This window comes from Kitasatospora sp. NPDC089509 (assembly GCF_044749365.1).
Taxonomy (GTDB): Bacteria; Actinomycetota; Actinomycetes; order Streptomycetales; family Streptomycetaceae; genus Kitasatospora.
Map to the genome: position 1 here is coordinate 407,284 of NZ_JBIVHS010000007.1, position 23,757 is coordinate 431,040.

Here is a 23,757-nt window from a genome sequence, read left to right on the forward strand (position 1 = left end):
CGCCGTGCCCGCACGCAGGGGGAATTGCTGCCGCGCGTCCCCAACCGCCCCTCCTGCCAGGGGTACCCGGGAGGAACGCCATGACCACCAACTCGACCCTCGACTCCAAGATCCCCGCACAGCGCACCGCCGTGCTGGACGACGCCCACGTCGGCGACATCAAAGGTGCGCTCGGCACCATCAAGCTCGATGACAACGCACCGCGCGAGGGACTGAGCGCGAGACTCAAGACCCTGATGGCGATCGTCGGCCCCGGCCTGATCGTCATGGTCGGCGACAACGACGCCGGCGCCTTCTCCACCTACGGCCAGGCCGGCCAGAACTACGGCACCCAGCTGCTGTGGACGCTGGCCCTGCTGATCCCGGTGCTGTACGTCAACCAGGAGATGGTGCTGCGCCTGGGCGCCGTCACCGGCGTCGGCCACGCCCGGCTGATCCTGGAGCGCTTCGGCAAGTTCTGGGGCGCCTTCAGCGTCATCGACCTCTTCCTGCTGAACGCCCTCACCCTGGTCACCGAGTTCATCGGCGTGACACTCGCGGCCGGATACCTCGGCCTGCCGAAGGTCGCCTCCGTCATCCTGGCGGCGGCGGTCATCATCGCCTCGGCCTTCACCGGCTCCTTCCGGCGCTTCGAGCGGGTCGCGGTGACGCTGTGTGTCGGCTCGCTGCTGCTGGTGCCGATCTACTTCATGGTCCACCCGAAGACCTCGCAGATGGCCCACGACTTCGTGGTCCCGCAGATGCCGGGCGCCTCGGGTGAGCTCGCCACCGTCATGCTGCTGATCGTCTCCATCGTCGGCACCACCGTCGCCCCGTGGCAGCTGTTCTTCCAGCAGTCGTACGTCATCGACAAGCGGATCACCCCGCGCTTCATGAAGTACGAGAAGGCCGACCTGTGGATCGGCATCGCCATCGTGATCATCGGCGCCTCCGCCATGATGGGCTTCTGCGCCGCCGCGTTCGCGGGCACCGACGGCTTCGGCCAGTTCTCCGACGCGGGCGCCATCGCCAAGGGCCTGGAGGACAAGGCCGGCCACGTGGTCGGCGTGCTGTTCGCGATCGCCCTGCTGGACGCCTCGATCATCGGCGCCTTCGCGGTCTCGCTCTCCACCGCCTACGCCATCGGCGACGTTTTCGGCATCAAGCACTCGCTGCACCGCGGGGTCAAGGGCGCCAAGGGCTTCTACGGCATCTACGCCGGCGTGGTCGTGGTGGCCGCCGCCATCACCCTGCTGTCCACCGACTACGCCCAGGGTCTGATGACCCAGTTCGTCCAGGTGCTGGCCGGGGTGCTGCTGCCCTCCGCCACCGTCTTCCTGCTGCTGCTCTGCAACGACAAGGCCGTGCTCGGCCCGTGGCGCAACGGTCCCAAGACCAACGCCTTCACCTCGCTGGTGGTCGGCGTGCTGGTGATGCTGTCGCTGATCCTGACCGCCGCCGTGGTCTGGCCGGACATCAGCTCGGACGCGCTGCTCTGGATCATGGCCGGCTGCGGCGTGGCCGGGGTCCTGGTCGCCGGGTACTTCTTCACCTTCGGCCGCAAGGGCACCAAGGAGGACCCGATCGACCGCACCGACCGGGAGAACTGGCGGATGCCCCCGCTGGAGACCCTGGAGCGGCCGGTCATGTCCACCGCGCGCAAGATCGGCATGGGCGCCCTGCGCTCCTACCTGCTGATCGCGATGATCATGGTCATCATCAAGGTCGTCCAGACCGCCCTGAACCACTGATCCGAACGCCGGGGGCGGCGCCCGTCACCACCGCCGCCGCCCCCGGCCCCACCCCGGAACCCTCGACCGCCCCACCCCGGGGAAGGAAGGCAGTACGGCCATGCGCACCACCCTGATCCACGAACTCCCGTTCCAGCAGCCCACGTTCCACCGCTGCCCGAGCATCCGGCTCGCCCTGCACGACGGCGTCGAGCGCGCCTACCGCCTCGACGACCCCGGCTCCTGCCCCTACTCGGGCACCGCCAACAGCCCGGCCTCCGCGTACGAGCCCCGCGTCCACCTGGCGTATCTGCTGGCCCGGCAGGGCCACCGCCCGGACTGGCTCGCCCGCTTCGCGGACCTCCCGCCGGCCGCCGCGCACCGCCTCGCCCTCGCCGCCGCCCAGCACCGGGCCGCCACCGCGAGTGCCGCCGCGCCCGCCGCCTGAGTCCTCCGCCAGCTGAGCTTTCAGCAACTCCCGCGCGCCTCAGCGCACTTGTCCGTGTTTCCTGGCCCTGTCACGGAGGTGACCTGCCATGTCCATCGTTGCCGCTTTCCAGCCCACCCTCCCGTCCACCGATCGCGGCCGACTGCGCGCCGCCCTCGCCGCGGTGGGTCGACGCCTGGCGGCCAGCCCGCTGGACCACACCGTGCTGCAGGCCGCCGCACTGCCGACCGGCGGCCGCCGGACCGCGCTGCGGGCCGACTGGCGCACGGTGACCGCACCGGACGGCACCACCCGGCTGGAAGCCTCCTGGCACGCCGGGCGCTGAGCCCACCCCCGACCCCGTTCGCCGTACCAGCCGTACTCGCCGAAGGAGCATCGCCATGGCCGTGCGCTACCCCAGGCTCGACGCCATCTTCTCGGACCACGCCGCCGCGTCCGCCGCCGCCCGTCGCCCCGGGCCCGCCCCGAAGCCCACCGCCGTCACCACCCTCACCGCCACCGCCACCCTCCCGGACCCCGGCCTGGTGGTGGACCCCGAGCAGCGCACCGTCACCGTCGACGGCCAGTCGCTCAACCTGCCGTTCCTGGAGTTCGAACTGCTCGCCCACCTGGTCGGCAACCCCCTGCGGGTGCACTCCCGCCGCCAGCTGATGGAGAACGTGTGGGGCCGCCCGGACACCGGCGACACCCGCACCATCGCCACCCACATCGCCCGGCTCCGCCGCAAGCTCGGCCCCGGCCACCGGGACGCGATCGCCACCGTCCGGCAGATCGGCTACAAGTACGACCCCCGACTGGTCCGCGCCGCCTGAACCACCGCGGCGGACCGGAGACGACCAAGCGCAGAACAAGGAGGACACCCCCGTGATCAGAACCGCCCTGCCCCGCACCTGGTCCCTGCCCTGGACCGGCCGAACGACGGCGCTGAGCGGCGTCCTCCTGCTGCTCGCCGTCGAGGGCCTCGCCGTCGGCGTCGCCCCCGCCCCGCTGCGACTGTTCCTCTCCGGCGTGCTCATCGGCGCCTCGGTGGTCGGCCTGCTGCTCGCCCTGCTGCTGGCGCACAGCCGGCAGCGGGCGGGCCGGTCGGTCGCCGAGCGGGTCGCCGCCGGCGAGGACGACGCCCAGTGGTTCAGCGCCCGCTCGCTGGAGGGCTTCCCGATGGAGCAGGTCCGTCCGCTGCTGCTGGCCCCCGACGCCCCCGGGCTGAACCGGCTCTACACCGCCTGGGTGTTCGCCACCCACGGGCACGACCCGCAGTGGATCGCCCACCACCTCGACCTGCCCACCCCGACCGCCCGGCTGCTGGTCGCCGCGGCCCGGAAGCCGAACACCTCAGCCCCGTCCGAAGCCCTGTCCGAAGCCCCGTCCCGAAGGAGGCCGCAGTGATCACGGCCCTCGACCACGTCCAGCTCTCCGCACCGCCCGGCAGCGAGGCCCTGCTGCGCGCCTTCTACGGCGACGTCCTGCAGATGGCCGAGATCCCCAAGCCCCAGCCGCTGAGCGGGCGCGGCGGGTGCTGGTTCGCCGCCGACGGCGGACGGGTGCGGCTCTACCTCGGCATCGACGACCGCTTCCGCCCCAACACCAAGGCCCACCCGGGGATGGCGGTCTGCGAGATCGACGAGTTCGCCCTGCGACTCGCCGAACTCGGCGCCCAGGTGGTCTGGGACGAGAGCCTGCCGCCCGGACGCCGCTTCTACACCACCGACCCGGTGGGCAACCTGCTGGAGTTCGTCGAAGCCGTCGGGTAGCCGCCCCCGACCGCGCCGACAACGGTCCATTTGCGTACGGACGTCAGAAGGGAGCAGACTGCCCGGGTTTGCGTGCCGGAGGTCCCCGCCATGTCCTTCCCGTCCTTCCCGTCCCTCCAGAAGTCCGCCCCGGGCCCGTCCCGGGGCTCACGGCCGTCCCGGACCGCGCGCCGCCCGGCCCGGATGAGCTGGGTGGACGTGCTCGTGGCGGCCGCCGTCCTGGTGCTGCTCTACATCGCCCTGCGGGCCGGACAGGGCACCACCGTGCGGTTCTCCACCGCGCGCGACGCCGCCGTGGACACCGACCCGGCCCGGCTGCCGTACGACGCCGCGCGCTCCCTGCTGCGGATGTTCGCCGCCCTCGTCGTCTCGGTGCTCTTCACCTTCGGCTACGCCTACGCCGCCGCCCGCAGCCGCCGGCTGGAACGGGTGCTGATCCCGGCGCTGGACATCCTCCAGTCGGTGCCGGTGCTCGCCTTCCTGACCGTCGCGGTGACCGGCTTCCTGGCGCTGTTCCCCGGTTCGATGCTCGGCCTGGAGTGCGCGGCCGTCTTCGCGATCTTCACGTCCCAGGCCTGGAACATGACCTTCGGCTTCTACCACTCGCTGGTCTCGCTGCCCCGCGAACTGGACGAACTGTCGCGCTCCTTCCGGTTCAGCCGGTGGACCCGGTTCTGGAAGGTCGAACTGCCCTCCGGCATGATCGGCCTGGTCTGGAACGGCATGCTCAGCTTCGGCGGCGGCTGGTTCTTCCTGGTGGCCTCCGAGGCGATCAGCGTCGACAACCAGCGCTACGCGCTGCCCGGGGTCGGCTCCTACGCGGGCGCCGCGATCGCCGCCGGGGACCTCGGCCGGGTCGGCTGGGCGATCGCCACCATGACCGTCCTGGTCGTCGGCGTGAACTTCCTGTTCTGGCGGCCGCTCACCGCCTGGGCCGAACGCTTCAAGAACGAGCAGTCCGAGGCCACCGAGGTGCAGCGCTCCGTCGTCCTCGACCTGCTGCGCCGCTCCCGGCTGCCCGGCCTGCTGGCCCGGGCGCTGCGGCCGCTCGGCCGGGCGCTGAACCGGGCCGGCGGCGTGTTCGGCACCGACGACCGGCCGCTCGCCGTCAGCCCCGCGCGGCAGCGCGCCGGGGACGTCACCTTCGCCCTGGTCGCCGGCGGCATCGTGCTCTGGGGCCTGGTCGACCTCGGCCGCTACCTCGCCGACGCCACCGGCCTCGGCGTCTTCGGCGAACCCCTGCTGCTCGGCCTCGCCACGCTGGCCCGGGTGGTGGTGCTGGTCGCCGTGGCCACCGTGGTCTGGGTGCCGATCGGCGTGAAGATCGGCTTCTCGCCGCGGCTGACCCGGACCGCCCAGCCGCTGGTCCAGATCCTCGCCAGCTTCCCCGCCAACTTCCTGTTCCCGCTGGTGGTCTGGCTGCTGCTGCGCACCGGGCTGTCGATCGACGTCGGCGGCATCCTGCTGATGGCCCTCGGCGCCCAGTGGTACATCCTGTTCAACGCCATCGCCGGCGCCATGGCGATCCCCAGCGACCTGCGCGAGGCCATGGACAACCTCGGCGTGCGCGGCCGGCAGCGCTGGCGCCGGCTGATCATCCCCGGGATCTTCCCGGCCTACGTCACCGGCGGCATCACCGCCTCCGGCGGCGCCTGGAACGCCTCCATCGTCTCCGAAGTGGTCACCTTCGGCGGCACCACCCTCACCGCCACCGGCCTCGGCGCGTACATCGCCCGGGCCACCGAACGCGGCGACTACCCGCACCTGCTCGCCGGGGTCGCGGTGATGAGCCTGTACGTCGTCGCCCTCAACCGACTGCTCTGGCGCCGCCTGTACCGGCTGGCCGAGCGCCGCTACTCGCTCTGACCCGTCCCCGTGAGGTTCCCGCCGATGCGCTTCCCGTTCTTCTCCCGCCCCGCCGCCGCGGTCGCCCAGCCCCCCGTGGCCGACGGCGAGACGCTGCTGGAGACCACCGGCCTCACCAAGTCCTACGCCGGGGCCGACGGCGAACTACCGGTGCTCTCCGGGATCGACCTCACCGTCCGGGCCGGCGAGATCGTCGCCCTGCTCGGCCGCTCCGGCTCCGGCAAGTCCACCCTGCTGCGCTGCCTCGCCGGGCTGCTGCCGCCCAGCTCCGGCACCGTCCGCTACCGCGGCACCCCGCTCACCGGCGCCAACCCCGGCACCGCGCTGGTCTTCCAGACCTTCGCCCTGCTGCCCTGGCTGACCGTCCGGCAGAACGTCGAACTCGGCCTGGAGGCCCGCGGCGTTCCCCCGCGCGAACGCGCCCGCGCCGCCGACCAGGCCATCGACCTGATCGGCCTGGCCGGCTTCGAGAACGCCTACCCCAAGGAGCTCTCCGGCGGCATGCGCCAACGCGTCGGCTTCGCACGGGCGCTGGTCGTCGAACCGGACGTGCTGATGATGGACGAACCGTTCTCCGCGCTCGACGTGCTCACCGCCGAGAACCTGCGCGGCGAACTCATGGAGCTGTGGGACTCCGGCCAGTTCCCCACCCGCGCCGTCGTCCTGGTCACCCACAACATCGAGGAGGCGGTGCTGATGGCCGACCGCGTCGTCGTCCTCGGCTCCCGCCCGTACGGCACCATCCGGGAGACCGTCGAGGTCGACCTGGAACGCCCGCGCGACCGCGACTCGGCCGAGTTCGACGAACTGGTCGACCGGGTCTACCGGATCATGACCGGCCGACCCAAGGACGGTCGGTCCGCCGCCCGTCCGGTCCAGGACGCCGACCCGGGTCAGGACGCCGACCCGGGCCCGGACGCCGACCCGGGCCCGGACCGCTCCGACCGCCGCACCCTCGCCACCACCCCGCTGCCCTCCGCCAGCGTCGACGGCCTCTCCGGCCTGGCCGAGATGATCGCCCACCGCGACGGGCGCTGCGACCTCGCCGACCTCGCCGACGAACTCGGCCTCGACATCGACGACATGCTCCCCCAGGTCGACGCCCTCGACCTGCTCGGCTTCGCCGAGATCCACGGCGACGACCTCCTCCTCACCGAGGACGGCACCGCCTTCGCCCACGCCGACGTCCAGGACTCCCGCGCCCTGTTCGCCGGCGCCGCCCTCGACGTCCCCCTGGTCAAGCTGATCGCCAACAGCCTGAGCGGCGAACCCGGCGCCACCGTCCGCGCCGGGTTCTTCCGCGACCTGCTCGCCCACCACTACACCAGCGAGCAGATCGACCGGCAGCTGGAGACCGCCACCGACTGGGGCCGCTACGCCGGCCTGTTCGGCTACGACGCGGCGCGGCGGGAATACCGGCTGGAGGAGCCCGAACCGGGGCGGTGATCGCGCACAATGCTGCGGTACCCGTACTTCTGTCGACGTCAACGGACGGAGAGCACCGTGAGTTTGGGCAGGCGCAGCTTCCTCGGATCCGTCGGCGCGGTCGGGCTGGCGCCGTACGCCGTCCCCACCGCCACCGCGGCCACCACCACCGCCGCCACACCGCGGGGCCACGAGCACTTCATGGCCGAGGCGATCGAGGAGGGCCGCAAGCACGAGCGCTACCCCTTCGGGGCGGTGCTGGTGCGCGACGGCCGGGTGGTGGGCCGGGGTGTCAACGCGGCGCAGGACGGCCCGACGTACCACGGCGAGATGGTCGCCATCGACGACTACGGGCAGCCCTACGGCAGCCCCGAGTGGGCGGGCACCGCCCTGTACACCACCGCCGAACCCTGCCCGATGTGCATGAGCGCCTGCGCCTGGGCCGGGATCGACCAGGTCCTGTGGGGGACGTCGATCGAGGGGCTGCGCCGCACCGGACTGGACCAGATCGACCTGTCCGCCACCGATGTCGCCCGGGCCGCCGAGTCCTTCTACCGCCCGAGCCTGCTGCTGGGCGGGGTGCTCGCCGACCGGACGGACGAGCTGTTCCGGCATGCCCAGGCCGTCCGGGAGGGCGGGGCGTAGGCAGGGTCCTGCCTCAGCCGGTCACGGGGCGGCGGCGGGATCAGCCGGCCGACCGGTCAGCCGGTCACGGGGCGGCGGCGCACCCCCCGGACGGCGCGGGCGGCCCGGGTGAAGGGCTGGTCCGCCGTCTCGGCGGCCGCGGCCGCGCCGCCGTCGCCGTCACCACCGCCGTCACCACCGCGGCCCGGGAGCTCGTTGGCGATCACGGCGGCCTCGGTGAGCAGACCGCGCACCTCGGTGGCGCGGTAGAAGATCCTGGTGCCCTCCCGACGGGCCACCACCAGACCGGCCGCCCGCAGCTTCGCCAGGTGCTGCGAGGTGGCCGCCACATGGGCGCCCAGCAGCTCGGCCAGCTCGCTGACCGGCAGCTCCCGCCGGCTCAGCGCCCACAGCAGCCGGTACCGCGACGGATCGGCCACCGCCTTCAGCACGGCCACGGCCCGCTCCGCCGCATCGGTGTCCCAGGCCTCTTGATTCGCACCACCCATACAGCGATCGTACCGACGCACACCCACGGCCCCGGCGCCGGGAAGCCCCCGCAACGGGAAGTCCCCGCCGTGGGAAGCCTCCGCAGCGGAAGTCGGCCCCGCCGACTTCCTACGCCGAGCGCGTCCCGTCCAGGTAGGCCAGGACCGCCAGCACCCGGCGGTTGTCGTCGTCCGAGGCACCCAGGCCGAGCTTGGCGAAGATGCTGGAGGTGTGCTTGCTGACCGCGCCCTCGCTGAAGTGCAGCCGCTGGGCGACCGCCGCGTTGGAGCGGCCCTCGGCCATCATTGCGAGGACGTCCCGTTCGCGCGGGGTCAGCAGGGCGAGCGGCTCGTCGTAGGCGTTGCGGGCGAGCAGGCGGGTGATCACCTGGGGGTCCATGACGGTGCCGCCGGCCGCCACCGTGTGCACGGCGTCCACGAACTGGTCGGCCTTGGAGACCCGGTCCTTGAGCAGGTAGCCGACCCCGCCCGCGCCGTCCGCGATCAACTCCCGGGCGTACAGCTGCTCCACGTGCTGCGAGAGCACCAGGACCGGCAGGCCGGGCTGTTCCCGGCGGGCCGCCAGCGCGACCTGGAGCCCCTCGTCCGAGTAGGTGGGCGGCAGCCGGACGTCGACCACCGCGATGTCCGGGCGGTGCTCGGCCAGGGCGGCGGCCAGTTCGGGCCCGCTCTCCACCGCGGCGACGACGTCGTGCCCGTGGGCACTCAGCAGCAGCTCCAGTCCGTCCCTCAGCAGGACGAGGTCCTCGGCGAGGACAACACGCACGGCAGCTCCATGATCAGCCTGGTCGGGCCCCCCGGGGGGCTGGTCAGCGTGAGCGTACCGTCGAACACCGCCAGCCTGCGCTGGATGCCCCGCAGGCCACTGCCCCCGGCCGGGTCCGCGCCGCCCCGGCCGTCGTCCGCCACCTCGGCGCGCAGCAGCCCGGCGGCGTGGCCGAGTTCGACCGTGGCGTGCCGGGCGTCGCCGTGCTTCACCGCGTTGGTGAGCGCCTCGCTGACGGCGAAGTACACCGCCGACTCCACCGGCGCCTCGGCCCGGCCCGGCAGTTCGGCCCGGACCTCCACCTTCAGCGGCACGTCCAGCGCGAGCGCCCGGATCCCCTCCGCCAGTCCGCGTTCGGCGAGCACCGGCGGGTGGATGCCGCGCACCAGGTCGCGCAGTTCCTGCAGCGCCTGGGTGACGTTCTCCTGCGCGTCCGTCACCACCTGCTTCGCCTTCCCCGGATCGCGGTCGATCAGCGGCACCACCGCGCCGAGCTTCAGGCTGACCGCGACCAGCCGGGCCTGCGCTCCGTCGTGCAGATCCCGTTCGATCCGGCGCAGTTCGGCGGCCTGGGCCTCGGTGGCGTCCAGCCGGATCTCGGTGAGCTGCTCGACCCGCTGGGCCAGCCGGGACCGCTCGGTGGGCCCCAACAGCGAGCGGGTCCACCGGCCGTGCAGGTGCAGCGCGGGCCCGGCCAGCGCCAGCCCGCCGGGCACCAGGAGCAGGCCGAGCAGCGGTCCGAACAGCCCCGGCAGCGGCAGCACGGGGTCGGCCAGGGCGGGCTGCGCCAGCCCGTACAGTCCGGCGGCGACCAGCAGGACGGGCCCGGCCGCGATCCCGCCGCCGACCAGCGGGTCGACCAGCACCCAGGCGGCGTCCCGCCAGGTCGCCGGGTCGTTCCAGAGCCAGCGCAGCTTGAGCGCGAAGCCCGCGAACCGGCGGCTCTTGTGGTAGTCGTGGCCGGTCCAGAACCAGCCGTGCAGGGTGCGCTCCAGGGCCGGCCGGGGCACGTACGGCACCGGCACGGGCACCTGCGACCAGTGGCCGGCCGCCCACCGTCCGGCCCCGGCGGTGGCGCGAACCACCCGGGTGGCCAGCGGGAACAGCGGGACCATCCCGAGGCAGCCCCAGAGCAGGAACGAGAGCAGGTAGAGCACGGCCAGCAGCGCTCCGGCCGGGATCAGCAGGGTCAGGACGGCGAGCCGCCCGAACGCCCGCAGGGCGGTGCGCAGCGCTTCGGCGGCTCGGGACTGCGGGGCGCTCACGGGGGCCTCCGATCGGGGACGGGCAACGGACGATCATGATGGCAGCCGGGCAACGGGCCGTGGTCAGCAGCCTGTTGGCTGCTCCGCCGCCCGCTCGGCGGCGTGCTTGGCGCGGATCAGCCGGTACACCCCGACGAAGCACCCGCCGCCCAGCAGGACGAAGCCCGCCGCCACCGGCACCTGCCAGCCCGCCGGCAGGTACAGCGCCAGGAACCAGCTCCGGTTCTCCGGCGCGAGCAGCGACATCGCCAGCGCCACCCCGCCCTGCGGCGCGACGCTCAGCACCCCGACGGTGACCAGCAGCCCGGCGAGCGCCGTCCGGCGGCGGGACAGGCCGGCCAGCACATCACGTCGCTCCTGCTCCTCCGGCGAGGCGGCCTCCGGCTCCGCCACCCGCCGCACACCCTTGCGCAGCACGTCCAGCAGCTCCGGCCCCCGGGCCGCCAACCGCCGCCGGGCCGCCCGGCCCAGCCACCACGCGTACAGCGCCCCGCTGCCCAGACCGACCGCCGCCCCCGTCCAGCGCAGCGGCGCGCTGTGCAGCAGCGTCCCGGCCAGCACCACCCCGGCGGCCGGCAGCGCGGCGGCCGGCTGGAGCAGCAGCACGGCCAGGCTCATCAACCGGGCCTGGTCGCCGCTCTCGTCGCTGAAGCCGTCCAGCGGCTGACCGCCCGGGCGGTCCGGGAACGGGGCCGGGCCGAGCAGGGACATCAGCGGCACCAGGCCCGCCCCCGCCCCCAGCACGGCGGGCAGCACCGCGAGCAGCCAGGGCCGGGCCCAGCCGCTCGGTACGGCGAGGGTCCCCGCCACGGTGAGCAGCACGGCGGCCGGGCCGACCACCAGCAGCCAGGCCGACTGCCGGGCCCGGACGTCGATCCGCTCGGCGCCGGGGGTGACCAGGGTCAGCCAGAGCGCGCCCGCGTCCAGGCCGTACAGGCTGCTGCCGAGCGCGCCGGCGTACAGCGCGACGACCACCCCGGTCCACGGCAGCACGGTGGTGAAGCCGCCGAGCAGCGGGAGCAGACCGGTGAACAGGCCGGTCCACAGGGCGATCCGCAGGAAGCGGGCCCGGCGTGGGTCACGCGCCCACAGCCGCAGCTCCTTGCCGAGCACGGCGCCCCCGGGGGTGTCCGGGACGCCCCGCAGCCGGGCACCCCGACGGACCGCGGCCCGGCCGCCGCCCGCCGTGCCGCGCCCCGACTGCCGGGTCAGCAGCGCCGTCCAGAGGGCGAACAGGAGGGCGGTGAGGGCCAGGAGGGCGGTGAGGCAGGCGGCGGCCAGCGCCCAGTCCGAGCGCCGGGCGGCGTCCACCGCGACCACCGCCCAGCCCGAGGGCAGCGCGCGCACGACCGTCCCGACGGTGGGCGCCCAGTGCCCGCCCAGCAGCCTGAGGAAGAATGCGATCCCGAACCAACCGGTGTTCAGGAACCCGCAGACCAGGCCGACCAGCAGCGCGGACAGCTCCCAGCCCAGCCGCGAGCGGATCACGCCGCCCAGACCCTGCACGGCCACCTTGCCCAGCACCACCACGAACAGCAGCTGCAGCAGCAGCGCGGGCACGGCGACCAGCGCGGGCAGCAGCCCGAACCCGGCGCCGAGGACCACCAGCACGGCGAACGCCACCAGGCTGACCAGTGGGGTCACCCCGACGAACGAGGCCGCCAGCAGCCCGAGGGCGAGCCGGCCCGGGCGCTGGGGCAGCAGGGTGAAGTAGGACAGCCGCAGGGTCGGGTCCCCTCCGGTGAGGGTCGGGCCGACCGCCCAGCCGACCGTCCAGACCAGCAGCACCAGGGCGACCGTGCCGACCCCCGCCTCGGGGGTCGGGAAGTCCACCAGGCCCAGCAGCACCGTGCCCACCGCCATCAGGGCGCCGCACGCTCCCCCGGCGATCAGGCTCGCCGCCCGCGGGCCGGACATCGACCGGCGCAGGACGGCCAGCTTCATCCCGGTCAGCACGGCGGCCGGGCTGGTACCGCTCAGCACGCCAGCCACGACAGCCCCTCCTCCCCGCCCGTACGGGCCCCGACCAGCTCCACGAAGACGTCCTCCAGAGCGCGCCCGGCCCGCACCGCCTCCACCGTCCCGGCCGCCGGCACCCGGCCCCCGGCGATCACCCCGACGTGGTCGCAGAGCTGCTCGACCAGGGCCATCACATGGCTGGAGAACACCACCGAACCGCCGGAGGCGACGAAGCGCCCCAGGATGGTGCGGATGGTCGCCGCCGACACCGGGTCGACGGCCTCGAACGGCTCGTCCAGGACGAGGAGTCGCGGCGCGTGCAGCAGGGCGGTGGCCAGGCCGATCTTCTTGCGCATCCCGGTGGAGTAGTCGATCACCGGGGTGTCCCCGGCTCCGTCCAACTCCAGGACCGCCAACAGCTCCTCCGCCCGGGCGTCCACCGTCGCCGCCGGCAGCCCGCGCAACCGGCCCAGGTAGTGCAGCAGTTCGGGCCCGGTCAGCCGCTCCGGCAGCATCATCCCGTCCGGCAGCACCCCCACCAGCGCCTTGGCCCGCACCGGATCGCTCCACACGTCGACCCCGAACACCGCCGAACTCCCGGCGTCCGGCCGCAACAGGCCCACCGCCATCGACAGCGCGGTGGTCTTCCCGGCGCCGTTCGGCCCGACCAGCCCGTAGAACGACCCGCTCGGCACCACCAGGTCCACGCCGTCCACCGCGAGCCGACGCCCGAACCGCTTCCGCAGCCCGGCCAACCGCAGCGCCGGCACCCCCTCTTCCCGCACGTCCGCCTCCCCGCTCCCGTTCCGCACGGCCACCCGCTCCGGGCGGCCGTGATCGAATCTAGGGACGGCGGGGCGGCGGCAGAATCCAGCTGCACCCCGGGCCGGGGTGGGCCTGGACCCACCCCCGCCCGAAGGCCCCGGGAGACCGATCGGCGGCCGCACCGGAGTGCGACCGCCGATCCGTGCCGAACACGCCTGGAGTCAGGAGACCCACTCGCGCACGGCGATCACGACACCTGCCAGGAAGCCCAGACCGGAGATGGCCATGAGGACCGATCCCGCAATCACATGGACCGTCGCCGGACCCTTCCCCGAGGAATTCCTCGACGGCTGCATGAGCACCCGCGCGAAACCCCGGTAGTCCGTGACGACGGCCAAGCCGAGGAAGAAGGGAATCAAGAACACCAGGACACCCAGAAACCGCATGCGAACTCCCCCACTCGTCACGTTCGGTGATGACGGCCGAACGGGAATCAAGTGTGGCAGTACCGCTCCCCTGCCCCAGGTCCGCCGGTACGACGACTCGCCCTACCACCCGGGTTCCGGGCTCTGCCCGGACCTGCACGGGTGGGACAGCACCAGCGGCCAGGGGCTGGACACCCAGCGGGGGACGGCGCCGTTCCGCTCGTCGATCCGGATTTCGGTCCGCACACCCACTGTGATCATCCGGCCTCTCCGAGTAAGGTCCACCACGACCGGGCGTCCCCCCGGGATCGCCCCCGCGGACCGAGGAGTGTGACCGTGCCCGACCAGGACCGGCAGACAGGCCAGTTCGAGCACCTCCGGCCGCGACTGCAGGCCCTGGCGTACCCGCTGCTGGGGTCGCACGCGGAGGCGACGGAGGCCGTCCGGGAGGTCCGGGTCCGGCTGGGGCGGATCAATCCGGAGGAGGTGGCGGACCTGCCCGGCTGGCTGGCCGTGGTGACCGCCCGGGTGTGCCTGAGCCGACTGGGCGAGCGCGCCGCCCGGGCGGCGGGCCGGGCCGGGGTACGGCTGCCGGACGTGGTGGTGGAGCCCGCGGGTTGGGTGCGGCAGGACGGGTCGGTCGGCCTGGCCCTGCTGACGGCCCTGGAGGCGCTGACCCCCACCGAGCGGGTCGCGCTGGTGCTGCACGAGGTGTTCCGGTGGCACGTCGACCAGGTCGCGACGGTGCTGGAGCGGACCACGGCGGTGACCCGCAAGCTCGTCGAGCAGGCCCGCCGTCAGGTGCAGCCGGCCCGCGAGGCGGACGCCGAGGGCAGCGCGGCGGTCCGGCGCCGGCTGGTGGACGCCTTCGGCGCGGCGCTGCGCGACGGCGACCCGGCGGCAGCGGCGGCGGTCCTGGACCCGGAGGCCGAACTCTCCGTGGACGGCGGGCGGGCGCGTTCCGCCGCCACGGGGTCGGTCCGCGGCGCCCGACGGGTGGCGGAGCGCGCCGCGGAGCTCCGCGAGGGCGGGTCGGCCGTCGTCGCAGTGCAGGTCAACGGCGCCCCGGGGGTCCTGCTCGCCCGGGCCGGCGAGCCGACGGCGGTGCTGGGCTTCGCGGCCCGGGCCGGCCGGATCACCCGGGTCCAGCTGCTCCTGGACCCGGAACGGCTGGCCGCACTCGACCTCGACGGCCTGCTCGACCTCGACGGCCCGCCCGAGTAGGACCTGCCCGGGTAGGACCCGACCGGGACACCACGGAGACTCAGCCCGCCGAGTCCAGGCGGCCGAGCAGTTCCTCGCTCTCGTGGCCGGTGCCACCGGGGGCCCGGAAGGCGTAGGTGTCGGCGGTGCCGAAGGTCATCGCGCCGAGGCACAGCGCGCTCGCCGACGGTCCGTCACTTCCCCATGCGCGCCGCAGCTCCGCTTCCCCTCCCCGGGCCCGCGGGCACCCTGGGCGATCCGCCGTCCCGGCGCGAGCACGCTCCCGGCCGCCGCCGCCTCTCGTCCCGGCCCGCAACGGCGGGCGCGGTGCCCCGGGTTCACGAAGCGCGGCCACCCCGGCCCAATGTCCGGAAACAATTCCGGGGCGGTCCGGCCGGCCGACCCGACCGGCGAATCAAAACCGCCCGAGGGAAATGGTCGAGTATACGAAGCACCCTTTTCCGCATTGGTCAGATCCGGATCACGTACGATAGCGCTGGGGAAATGGCGAGAATTCGCCGGGCGCACAGAAAGCTCCGGACCGGGCTGTCCGGTTAAAGCCGTGACTGTAGTGCCCACAGGGGATTCTGGTGTATACCAATAGGCTGAGCGCGTTCCGGTCGGCGGGGAGGAAAGCATGCTGCTGCGGCTGCTGGGATCGGTCGAACTTGTCCATGAGAAACGCTCGCTCGACCTGGGCGGACCGCGTCAGCGGGTAGTCCTGGCGATGCTCGGACTCAATCTCGACCACACCGTCTCCACCGAACAGCTGATCGACGCCGTCTGGGGGGACGCCCCGCCGACCACCGCCCGCGGGCAGGTCCAGGTCGCCGTCTCCACCCTGCGCAAGCGCCTCGCCCAGGCCGGACAGCCGGAGGCGATCACCACCCGTCCCCCCGGCTACGCGCTGGAGCTGGAACCGGACCAGGTCGACAGCCTGGAGTTCGAGCGGCTGGTCGCGCTGGCCCGGGAGGAGAGCGGCGCGGGCCGCACCGAGCGGGCCGCCGAGACCATGCGCGCGGCGCTGGCGCTCTGGCGCGGCCCGGCGCTGGACGGGGTGCCCGGCGAGCTGGCGCAGCGGGCGGCGACCCACCTGGACGACCGGCGGCTGACCGTGCTGGAGGAGCGGGTCCGGCTCGACCTCCAGCTCGGCCGGCACGGGGAGTTGAGCGCCGAACTGGCCGCGCTGACCGCCCGCCACCCGCTCCGGGAGCGGCTGCACGGGCACCTCATGCTGGCCCTGTACCGCTCGGGCCGGCAGGCGGACGCCCTGGAGGCCTTCCAGCGGGCGCGCCGGGCCCTGGTGGAGGAGATAGGCATCGAACCAGGCCAGGAGCTAAGGGAGTTGGAGCGGGCGATCCTGCACCAGTCCGCCGAACTGGACCTGCCGACCCGCCACGACGGCTGCGTCCACCACCCCGACGACCCCGGCCCGGCGACCGCGGGCAGACCCTCCCCCGAAGCACCGCCCCGACGGGCCGCCGCACCCATACCCCCGACGCCCCCGCCCGTCCCCACCGAGACCGGATTCCGCCTCACCCCCCGCCAACTACCGGCCAGCATCAGCGACTTCATCGGCCGCCGGAGCCAGCTCGACGAGATCAAGAGACTCATCGTGCCCTCCGCCGACGCCGCCGCCCCCGGCTACGCGGTGCCGATCGTCAACATCTGCGGCCCGGGCGGGGTCGGCAAGTCGGCGCTGGCCGTCCGCGCCGCCCACGAGGCCGGCGCCCACTTCCCCGACGGCCACCTCTACGCCGACCTGCACACCCCGACGACCGGGGCGGGCGGCACCGGCGAGGGCGACACCCGGACCGCGACGCTGCTCGCCCGCTTCCTGCGGGCGGTCGGGGTGCCGGCCAAGGCGATCCCGGAGGACCCCCAGGAGCGGGCCGAGATGTACCGCAGCCGGCTGGCCGACAGCCGCGTCCTGGTGGTGCTGGACGGGGTGACCAGCGCCGAGCAGGTGACGCCGCTGCTGCCGGGCAGCGCCAGCTGCGCGGTGCTGGCCACCAGCCGGGTCCGGTTGGCCCGGGTCCCGGGCATCCACCGGGTGGACGTCGAGGTCTTCGACATGTCCAATGCGCTCGACCTGCTGGCCGGCATCATCGGCCGGCCCCGGGTGCAGGCCGAACTGGACACCGCCGTCGAACTGGTGCAGCTGTGCGACGGGCTGCCGCTGGCGCTGCGGATCGCCGGGGCCCGGCTGGCCTCGCACCCGCACTGGCCGGTCGAACGGCTGGTGCGGCGGCTGCGCGACGAGCGGCAGCGGCTGGACGAACTCAGCCACCACGGACTCGAACTGCGCTCCACCATCAGCCTCACCTACCGCGCCCTGCCGTCGTCGGCGCAGCGGCTGTTCCGGCTGTTCTCGCTGGTCCAACTGCCCGACGCGCCCGCCTGGATCGCGGCGGCACTGCTGGACACCGACCCGGCCACCGCCGAGGACATCCTCGACCTGCTGGTCGAGGCGCAGGTGATGGACATCGTCCAGTACCCGAACCAGCCGGGGCCGCGCTACCGCTTCCACGACCTGGTCCGCGCCTACGCCCACGAGCAGCTGGTGGCGACCGAGGACCCGGGCGAGCGGAAGGCCGCACTGGCCCGGATGCTGGGCGGCTGGCTGGCGCTGGCCGAGGACGCCCACCGCCGGGAGTACGGCGGCGACTACACCGTCATCCACGGCGGCGCCGCGCGCTGGCGCCCGCCGACGCCCACCGGGTCCGGCCCGGCCGGTGCCGGGGTGGACGGCTGGGACACCGAGCGGCTGGCCCTGGTGACGGCCGTCCGGCAGGCCGCCGCGGCCGGGCTGGACGAACTCTGCTGGGACCTCGCGCTCAGCTCGGTCACCCTGTTCGAAGCCAAGGGGCACTTCGACGACTGGGAGGAGACCGCCCGGCTCGCCCAGGAGGCCGCGGTCCTGGCGGGCAACCCGGTCGGGCACGCCGCGATGCTCTACTCGCTGGGCACCCTGCACATGTTCCAGACCCGGAACGAGCAGGCCCAGGAGCACTTCGCGCGGGCCCGGGAGCTGTTCGAGGCCGCCGGACACGACCACGGCCGGGCCCTGGTGCTGCGCAACGACGCCTTCCTGGACGGGGTGCGCGGCGACGACCTGGCAATGCGGGAGAAGTACGACGAGGCGCTGGCCGTGATGCGGCTGGTCGGCGACCGGATCGGCGAGGCGCACATCCTGCGCAGCCTGGCCGGCTGGTGGATGACGGTGGGCGGCACCGAGCGGGCCCGCGCCCTGCTGGAACAGGCCCTGGTGATCTGCCGGGAGGAGAACTGCGTCCGGGTGGAGGCCCAGGTGCTCCAGCGGTTCGCCGAGCTGCACCTGTCCACCGGCCGGACCGAGCCCGCCGCGGAGGCGCTCCGGGAGGTGCTGCGGATCGTCCGGGCCGGCGGCGACCGGATCGGCGAGGCGTACGCGCTGCACGGCCTCGGCACGGTGCGCCGACGGGAGGGGCGGCTGGACGGCGCGGTGGACACCCTGACCCGGGCGCTGGAGCTGTCCCGGCAGGTCGGCGAGCGGGCCGTGGAGGCCCGCTCGCGGTTCGCGCTGGCCGAGATCGCGCTCGAACGGGCCGACCGCGCGCAGGCCGCCGGGCACCTGACGGCCTGTCGCCGACTGTTCAGCGAGCTCGGCTCCCGGTCCTGGCTGGAGCGGACCGAGGAGCTGCTGAGCACGACGGCCGCCCCGGAGGCGGCACCGCTGCCGGCGGGGAGCCGGCCGGACTGCGGCTAGGCCCTGTCCGGCCGATCTTGCCGGGCGCGCGACGCCGGGCATCCCGCCTGGACGCACGCCCGAATCGCCCAAGTACATCCAGTACGAGGCCGACTCGGGCGCACGCCCAGCCGGGCGCGAAGTGGGGGTACCTCCCGGCCGAAGGCTGGGGGAGCCGCGCGCTGATCCGCCAAGATCGGCCGGACAGGACCTAGTGCTTTGGTACGTGCTGCGCGGGGGCCGCCCGGACTACCCCGCGGCGGCCGGCTGCTCCGCCGCCGCGCGCCCGACCAGCTCGGCCAGCTCCGCCGGCGCCAGGCTGCCGGGCTCGCGGCGCTCCCGCGCCCAGCGGTTCACCAGCTCCTGGAACAGCTCGTTCACCGGTGTCGGCACCCCGCAGCCGCGGCCCAGCAGCACGATCTCCCCGTTCAGGTAGTCGACTTCGGCCGAACCGCCGCCCCGCTTGAGGCTCTGCCAGGTCGAGCCGTGCCCCGCCCCGGCGCCGGACGGCAGCTCGTCCACCACGCCGCGGCGCAGCTCGGCCAGCTCCGCGGGGGCCGCCCAGGCGATGGCCGAGCGCTCCAGCACGGCGACCGCCTCGGACCGGGCCCGGACGGCCAGTTCGCCGGACTCGGCGCCGGGCCGCTGCCCGCACAGCGCGTCGACGGCGTTGGCCAGGTTGTTGACCAGCTTGCCGTACTTCCAGCGCAGCACGTCCTCGACCACCTCGGCCCGGAAGTCGGCCCCGGTGAGGTCCGCGGCGATCTCCCGGACGGTGTCGTCGGCGCCGTCCGGGTAGCGGCCCAGGACCAGGGCACCGGTCTGCGGCCCGCACCAGATGTGCACCTCGCCGGGGGTGAGGAAGGCGGCCGGCAGCACCACCATGGCGCCGTACACCCGGCGGAAGTGCCGCAGTGCCAGCCGCTCGTTCTCCACCCCGTTCTGCAGGCAGACCAGCGGCAGCCGGGAGCCGGCCCGGCCGCCGTCCGGCCCGACCGGGCGCTCGGCCCAGTCGGCCAGCGCGGCCGCGGTGTCCTGGGTCTTGACGGCCAGCAGCAGTACGTCGTCCTCGTGCAGGTCGACGTCCTGCGGGCCGGCCGCCACCGGGATCCGGGCGGTGTCCGCCCCGGCCGGGCCGTGCACGGTCAGGCCGCGCTCGCGCAGCGCCGCGCCGTGCTCGCCGCGCGCCACCAGGACCACCCGGTGCCCGGCGCGGTGCAGCCGCGCTCCGACCGTGCCGCCGACCGCCCCGGCACCGACCACGACGTACCGCTTGTCCACTAGTCCTCCCAGCTGATCCCGGCCGCGTACCAGGCGGCCAACTCCTCGGCGTTCGCGGCGATTTCGGCCGCGTTCCGGCCAATGATCACATAGCCGCCGAGGTAGTCCCCGGACTTCTCCCCGCCGTGGTAGCGGTGCCCGATCTCGCCCTTGATCCGCTCCTCGACCACGAACGGCGGCGGGTCCTTGGGCAGCGCCGTCAGCCGGCCCCGCCCCGGGTAGAAGAGCACCCAGCCGCCGGAGCTGCCCGGGGCCACACCCCGCCAGCGGCCGTCGGGCGGGATCCGTTCGCCCAGTTGGGCGGCGAACCAGCGCCGGTCCAGGTCGAAGCCGGTGCAGGCGCGGATCGCCCCGGTGGTGCGGGCGCCGCCGGTGCGGCTGGCCACCTCGCAGAGCACCAGACGGTCGTCGGGGGTGAGGAAGACCTCCAGGTGGAAGGTGGTGCAGTCGGGGGTGGGCAGCACCGCCAGCACGCGCTCGGCGTAGCGGACCAGCCGGTCCGTCAGCGGGTCGTCCCGGTCGAGTTGGGCCGAGCCGAGGTAGCCGCCGGAGTGGAAGGTCAGGCAGTCGTTGAGGTAGTGCGAGACGAACACGGCGGCGAGCCGGCCCTCGTCGACCAGGCCGTCGACGACGTACATCCGGCCCTCGACGAAGCGCTCCACCTCGGCGTGCTCGGGCAGGCCCTCGGCCAGCAGCGCGGTGAGGTCGGCCTCCTCGCGCAACACCGAGGTGCCCTTGGAGCCGGAGCCCAGGGCGGGCTTCACCACCACCGGGTAGCCGTGCTCACGGACGAAGCCGAACAGGTCGAAGGCGACCCGTACCGGGGCGAACTCGGGTACGTCCAGGCCGTGTTCGCGCAGCACGGTCTTCATCAGCACCTTGTCGCGGAAGGCCAGGGCGCTGTCCCAGTGCTGGCCGGGCAGGCCGAGCAGCTCGCGCAGCCGGGCGGCCCGCAGCACGTCCCGCTCGCCGCGGGCGATCACCGCGGCGAACCCCTCGCCCGCCAACTCCATGGCCACCCGCTCCAGTTCGCTGCCGCCGTGGTAGCCGGTGATCGGCCGGGCCTCGGGCAGGTGGGCGTACTGCGGGTACTTCTCGGCCGAGACCAACAGCGTCATCCGGACGCCGAGTTCGGCCGCCCAGACGTCGTACGGGGTGTCGGCGTGGTCGCTGTCCACCAGCACCAGGGCGTGCGGGGCGGCCACCGCCACCCCGGCGGCCCGGTGCGGCCGTGGCTGCGCTTCGGTGTCCATTGCTCCTCCAGTCAGGGGTGGTCGGGGTCCGGTCGGGGTGGTCGGCGGGGGCTCGGTGGGCACCGGTTCAGCCGCGGACCAGGGCGGGTTGGGCCACCGGCTGCATGACCCCGTGCAGATGGACCAGGCTGTCGCCGGACGCGCCCGGCCGGACCTCCTCGACGGCGGCCGTGACCACGTGGTGGTCGCCCACCGCGCGGACGTCGTGCCGGGCGCAGACCAGCCAGCTCAGACAGCCGTCGAGCAGCGGGACCTGGTGCGGCCCCGGCCGCCAGCGGGTGTCCGGGCCGAAGCGGTCGGCGCCCGGGGTGGCGAAGAGCCGGGCCAGGTCCTGCTGGTGGGCGCCGAGGAGCTGGATGCCGAACCAGTCGCTGTCCCGCAGCTGCGGCCAGGTGGTGGAGGTCTCGGCCAGCGCGAAGGAGACCAGGGCGGGCCGGGCGCTGACCGAGGTGAAGGAGGTGATCGTCACCCCGACCGGCCCGGGACCGGTGAGCACCGCGATCCCGGCCGCGTGCGGGCGCAGCGCGCTGCGCAACTCCTCGGCGGTGACGCTCACTTGACGACTCCGACCGGTTCGTCCGCCGAGGCCGGTTCATCCGACGAGACCGACGAGGCCGCGGCGGCCGGCTCGGCGCCGACCAGCCGGTCCGGCCGGGCCGCGATGGTGGCCAGGGTCCGGGCCGGCGGGCCGGTCTCGGCGGGCGAGGTCCGGATCGCGATCCGGGCGGCGAGGGCGCCCGCCCGCTCGGCCGCGTCCCGGGCGTCCCGGCCGCGGGCCAGCACCAGTCCGCAGCGGTCGTAGGACCAGGCGATCGGCACCACGGTGTCGCCGGGGGCGACGGTGACGGCGGCGGCCACCACCGCAGGGTCGGCGAGCACCTCGGCCAGCCCCTCGACGGAGTCCACCACGCCCGGTTCGGCGGTCAGGAAGCGGATCGAGGCCCCGCAGGCGGGCTCCCCCGGACGGACCGGCCCGGTGCGCCCGGCGTACCAGAGGAAGGCCAGCGCGTCGGTGTCGATCCCGTACACCTGCTGGACCAGGTCGGTGATCCGGTCGCCGCCGCGGCGGCTGTGCGACTCGACCAGCCGGGGGCCCTCGGGGGTGAGGATCACCTCGGTGTGCGCGGGCCCGTCGGCCAGGCCGACCGCGTCCAGCATCGCGAAGACCAGCTCCTCGACCCGGCGGGCGGTGTCGGGCTCCAGCGGGGCCGGCTGGGTGTGGCCGACCTCGACGAAGGAGGCGAGCTTCTCCTTGGCCGTGAAGGCGAGCACCACGTGCTGCCCGGCGAAGCTGAAGGTCTCCACGCTGATCTCGGTGCCGGACAGGAACTGCTCCATCAGGAAGGAGTGCAGCCCGAACCCGGCCGCCCAGGCGCCCGCCTCGTCGGCGGCCGCGAGGTCCTCGACGAACCGCACCCCGAGGCTGCCGGAGCCGTAGCGCGGCTTGATCACGACCGGTCCGTGCTCGGTGACGAAGGCCCGGATGTCCGCGGCGGTGTGCCCGATCCGGGCCGCGACGGCGTCGACGCCGCGCTCGGCGAGCACGGTGCGGAAGGCCAGCTTGTCCTGGAGCACCTGGACGAGTTCCAGCCCGTTGCCCGGCAGGCCGAGCCGACTGGTCGCGGCGGCGGCCGGCTCCAGGCCGTCCTCGATGATCGAGACCACCCGGACCAGCGGGCGCGAGCGGTGGACGGTCTCCAGCAGGTCGGCGACGGCGGCCGGCTCCCGGTAGTCCATCAGATGGGCCTCGGCGACGTGCGCGAGACCGGCCGGGTCGAGATCCCCCGGCCCGTACACCCAGACGATCTCGAAGCCGGCCGCGCGCACCTTGCGCAGGGTGGCGGGGGTGCCGCCGATGACGGCGATCCGCGGCGCGGACGCGCTCCCGGTGGCGCTCATGCCCGCAGCTCCCGTCCGGCCCCGGCCTCCAGCCAGCGCACCACCTCGGTGTTGTCGGCGTGCTCCGGCAGCCCGGCGCGGGCCTGCTCCCAGAGCGCCCGGCAGGCCCGGCCCAGGTCGGAGCGGCCGCCCGCGTCGTCCAGCAGCCGGTCGGCGATCCGCAGGTCCTTGAGCATCAGCCGCAGCGCGAAGCCGGAGTCGAAGCCGCCGGTCAGCACATGGGCCGGGAACTTGGTCTCGGAGGCGTGGTTGCGGCCGGTCGAGGCGTTCACCACCTCCAGCATCACGGCCGGCTCCAGGCCGAACGCCCGCCCGGCGAGCAGGACTTCGGCGGTCGCGGCGAGGCTGATCGAGGACAGCAGGTTGTTCAGCGCCTTCAGCGCGTGGCCGGCTCCGGACGGGCCGACCCGGTACACCCGGCCGCAGGCGGCGAGCACCGGCTCGGCCAGGTCCAGCGCCTCCGGGTCGCCGCCCGCCATCAGGGTCAGTTCACCGGCGCGGGCCGCCGCGGGGCTGCCGGAGACCGGCGCGTCCACCACGTGCACGCCGTACCGGGCGGCCAGTTCGCGCAGTTCGCGGGTGTCGCCCGGGTCGCTGGAGCCGGTGTCCAGCAGCACCGAGCCCGCCGCCATGGCCGGCAGCAGCAACTCGGCGACCGCCCGGACGGCGGCGCCGTCCGGCAGCATGGTGACCACGACGGGCGCGGCCAGCTCGACGGGCCGGGCGACGGCGGTGATGCCCGCCTGCTCGCCCGCCCGTTCGGCGGCCGCGGCGTCCAGGTCGAAGGCCGCCACCTCGAAGCCGGCCTCGGCCAGGCGCCGGCACATGCCGCCGCCCATCGTTCCGAGTCCGGCGAATCCGATCCGCATGGTCGGTCTCCCT

The 23,757-nt window shown here is 74.3% G+C and carries 22 protein-coding genes; 11 read left to right on the forward strand and 11 right to left on the reverse strand.

Going from position 1 to position 23,757, the window contains the following annotated elements:
- The first annotated feature begins 80 nt into the window (after positions 1–80).
- The 9 genes from ACIP4P_RS18510 to ACIP4P_RS18550 all read left to right on the forward strand — a co-directional run bounded on the left by ACIP4P_RS18510 (position 81) and on the right by ACIP4P_RS18550 (position 7,844).
- The gene (locus tag ACIP4P_RS18510) at positions 81–1,730 is read left to right on the forward strand and encodes an NRAMP family divalent metal transporter (RefSeq protein ID WP_400919672.1); all 1,650 of its coding nucleotides are present in this window, start codon (positions 81–83) and stop codon (positions 1,728–1,730) included.
- A gap of 100 nt (positions 1,731–1,830) precedes the next feature.
- Positions 1,831–2,157, forward strand: coding sequence for a hypothetical protein (locus tag ACIP4P_RS18515; RefSeq protein ID WP_400919674.1), 327 nt, complete (start codon positions 1,831–1,833; stop codon positions 2,155–2,157).
- A gap of 88 nt (positions 2,158–2,245) precedes the next feature.
- Positions 2,246–2,482, forward strand: coding sequence for a hypothetical protein (locus ACIP4P_RS18520; protein ID WP_350513271.1), 237 nt, complete (start codon positions 2,246–2,248; stop codon positions 2,480–2,482).
- A gap of 55 nt (positions 2,483–2,537) precedes the next feature.
- On the forward strand, positions 2,538–2,969 hold the full coding sequence (locus ACIP4P_RS18525; RefSeq protein ID WP_400919677.1) for a winged helix-turn-helix domain-containing protein: 432 nt from the start codon (positions 2,538–2,540) through the stop codon (positions 2,967–2,969).
- A 52-nt stretch (positions 2,970–3,021) separates the two neighbouring features.
- Entirely contained in the window at positions 3,022–3,543 is a 522-nt protein-coding gene (locus tag ACIP4P_RS18530; RefSeq protein ID WP_400919679.1) for a hypothetical protein, read from the forward strand.
- Complete coding sequence (locus ACIP4P_RS18535; protein WP_400919681.1) at positions 3,540–3,908, forward strand: glyoxalase; 369 nt, start codon at positions 3,540–3,542, stop codon at positions 3,906–3,908. The genes ACIP4P_RS18530 and ACIP4P_RS18535 overlap by 4 nt, the downstream gene beginning before the upstream one ends.
- Before the next feature lie 90 nt (positions 3,909–3,998).
- Positions 3,999–5,774, forward strand: coding sequence for an ABC transporter permease (locus tag ACIP4P_RS18540; RefSeq protein ID WP_400919683.1), 1,776 nt, complete (start codon positions 3,999–4,001; stop codon positions 5,772–5,774).
- Between the two features lie 24 nt (positions 5,775–5,798).
- Complete coding sequence (locus ACIP4P_RS18545; protein ID WP_400919684.1) at positions 5,799–7,220, forward strand: nitrate/sulfonate/bicarbonate ABC transporter ATP-binding protein; 1,422 nt, start codon at positions 5,799–5,801, stop codon at positions 7,218–7,220.
- 57 nt (positions 7,221–7,277) lie between these two features.
- Positions 7,278–7,844: a nucleoside deaminase gene (locus tag ACIP4P_RS18550; protein ID WP_400919686.1), complete on the forward strand. Its 567-nt coding sequence runs from the start codon at positions 7,278–7,280 to the stop codon at positions 7,842–7,844.
- A gap of 56 nt (positions 7,845–7,900) precedes the next feature.
- Here ACIP4P_RS18550 and ACIP4P_RS18555 read toward each other — a convergent pair whose 3' ends face one another.
- The 6 genes from ACIP4P_RS18555 to ACIP4P_RS18580 form a co-directional block, all read right to left on the reverse strand.
- On the reverse strand, positions 7,901–8,332 hold the full coding sequence (locus tag ACIP4P_RS18555) for a metalloregulator ArsR/SmtB family transcription factor (RefSeq protein ID WP_350513277.1): 432 nt from the start codon (positions 8,330–8,332) through the stop codon (positions 7,901–7,903).
- 109 nt (positions 8,333–8,441) lie between these two features.
- Entirely contained in the window at positions 8,442–9,098 is a 657-nt protein-coding gene (locus ACIP4P_RS18560) for a response regulator transcription factor (RefSeq protein ID WP_350513278.1), read from the reverse strand.
- Complete coding sequence (locus ACIP4P_RS18565; protein ID WP_400919689.1) at positions 9,062–10,363, reverse strand: sensor histidine kinase; 1,302 nt, start codon at positions 10,361–10,363, stop codon at positions 9,062–9,064. Before ACIP4P_RS18565 ends, ACIP4P_RS18560 begins: the two co-directional genes overlap by 37 nt.
- Before the next feature lie 63 nt (positions 10,364–10,426).
- The gene (locus ACIP4P_RS18570) at positions 10,427–12,355 is read right to left on the reverse strand and encodes a hypothetical protein (RefSeq protein ID WP_400919691.1); all 1,929 of its coding nucleotides are present in this window, start codon (positions 12,353–12,355) and stop codon (positions 10,427–10,429) included.
- Positions 12,340–13,107 (reverse strand): ABC transporter ATP-binding protein, encoded by a 768-nt coding sequence (locus ACIP4P_RS18575; RefSeq protein WP_400919693.1) that lies wholly within the window; start codon positions 13,105–13,107, stop codon positions 12,340–12,342. The genes ACIP4P_RS18570 and ACIP4P_RS18575 overlap by 16 nt, the downstream gene beginning before the upstream one ends.
- 201 nt (positions 13,108–13,308) lie before the next feature.
- Entirely contained in the window at positions 13,309–13,533 is a 225-nt protein-coding gene (locus ACIP4P_RS18580; RefSeq protein ID WP_400919695.1) for a hypothetical protein, read from the reverse strand.
- 315 nt (positions 13,534–13,848) lie between these two features.
- Here ACIP4P_RS18580 and ACIP4P_RS18585 point away from each other — a divergent pair, with 315 nt between their 5' ends.
- Positions 13,849–14,736, forward strand: a complete 888-nt coding sequence (locus tag ACIP4P_RS18585) for an RNA polymerase subunit sigma-70 (RefSeq protein WP_400919697.1) — start codon at positions 13,849–13,851, stop codon at positions 14,734–14,736.
- Positions 14,737–15,352: 616 nt separating this feature from the next.
- Positions 15,353–18,463 (forward strand): AfsR/SARP family transcriptional regulator, encoded by a 3,111-nt coding sequence (locus ACIP4P_RS18590; RefSeq protein WP_400919699.1) that lies wholly within the window; start codon positions 15,353–15,355, stop codon positions 18,461–18,463.
- Positions 18,464–18,691: 228 nt separating this feature from the next.
- Here the strand turns inward: ACIP4P_RS18590 and ACIP4P_RS18595 are convergent, their stop codons facing one another.
- From ACIP4P_RS18595 to ACIP4P_RS18615, 5 genes are all read right to left on the reverse strand, one after another.
- Positions 18,692–19,723 carry a ketopantoate reductase family protein gene (locus ACIP4P_RS18595; protein ID WP_400919701.1) on the reverse strand — a complete coding sequence of 344 codons (1,032 nt, stop codon included), beginning with the start codon at positions 19,721–19,723 and terminating at the stop codon, positions 18,692–18,694.
- Positions 19,723–20,976, reverse strand: coding sequence for an acetyl-CoA carboxylase biotin carboxylase subunit family protein (locus ACIP4P_RS18600; protein WP_400919703.1), 1,254 nt, complete (start codon positions 20,974–20,976; stop codon positions 19,723–19,725). The genes ACIP4P_RS18595 and ACIP4P_RS18600 overlap by 1 nt, the downstream gene beginning before the upstream one ends.
- A 67-nt stretch (positions 20,977–21,043) precedes the next feature.
- Entirely contained in the window at positions 21,044–21,532 is a 489-nt protein-coding gene (locus ACIP4P_RS18605; protein ID WP_400919705.1) for a flavin reductase family protein, read from the reverse strand.
- Entirely contained in the window at positions 21,529–22,875 is a 1,347-nt protein-coding gene (locus ACIP4P_RS18610; protein ID WP_400919707.1) for an ATP-grasp domain-containing protein, read from the reverse strand. Before ACIP4P_RS18610 ends, ACIP4P_RS18605 begins: the two co-directional genes overlap by 4 nt.
- The gene (locus ACIP4P_RS18615) at positions 22,872–23,744 is read right to left on the reverse strand and encodes an NAD(P)-dependent oxidoreductase (protein ID WP_400919709.1); all 873 of its coding nucleotides are present in this window, start codon (positions 23,742–23,744) and stop codon (positions 22,872–22,874) included. The genes ACIP4P_RS18610 and ACIP4P_RS18615 overlap by 4 nt, the downstream gene beginning before the upstream one ends.
- Positions 23,745–23,757 lie beyond the last annotated feature (13 nt).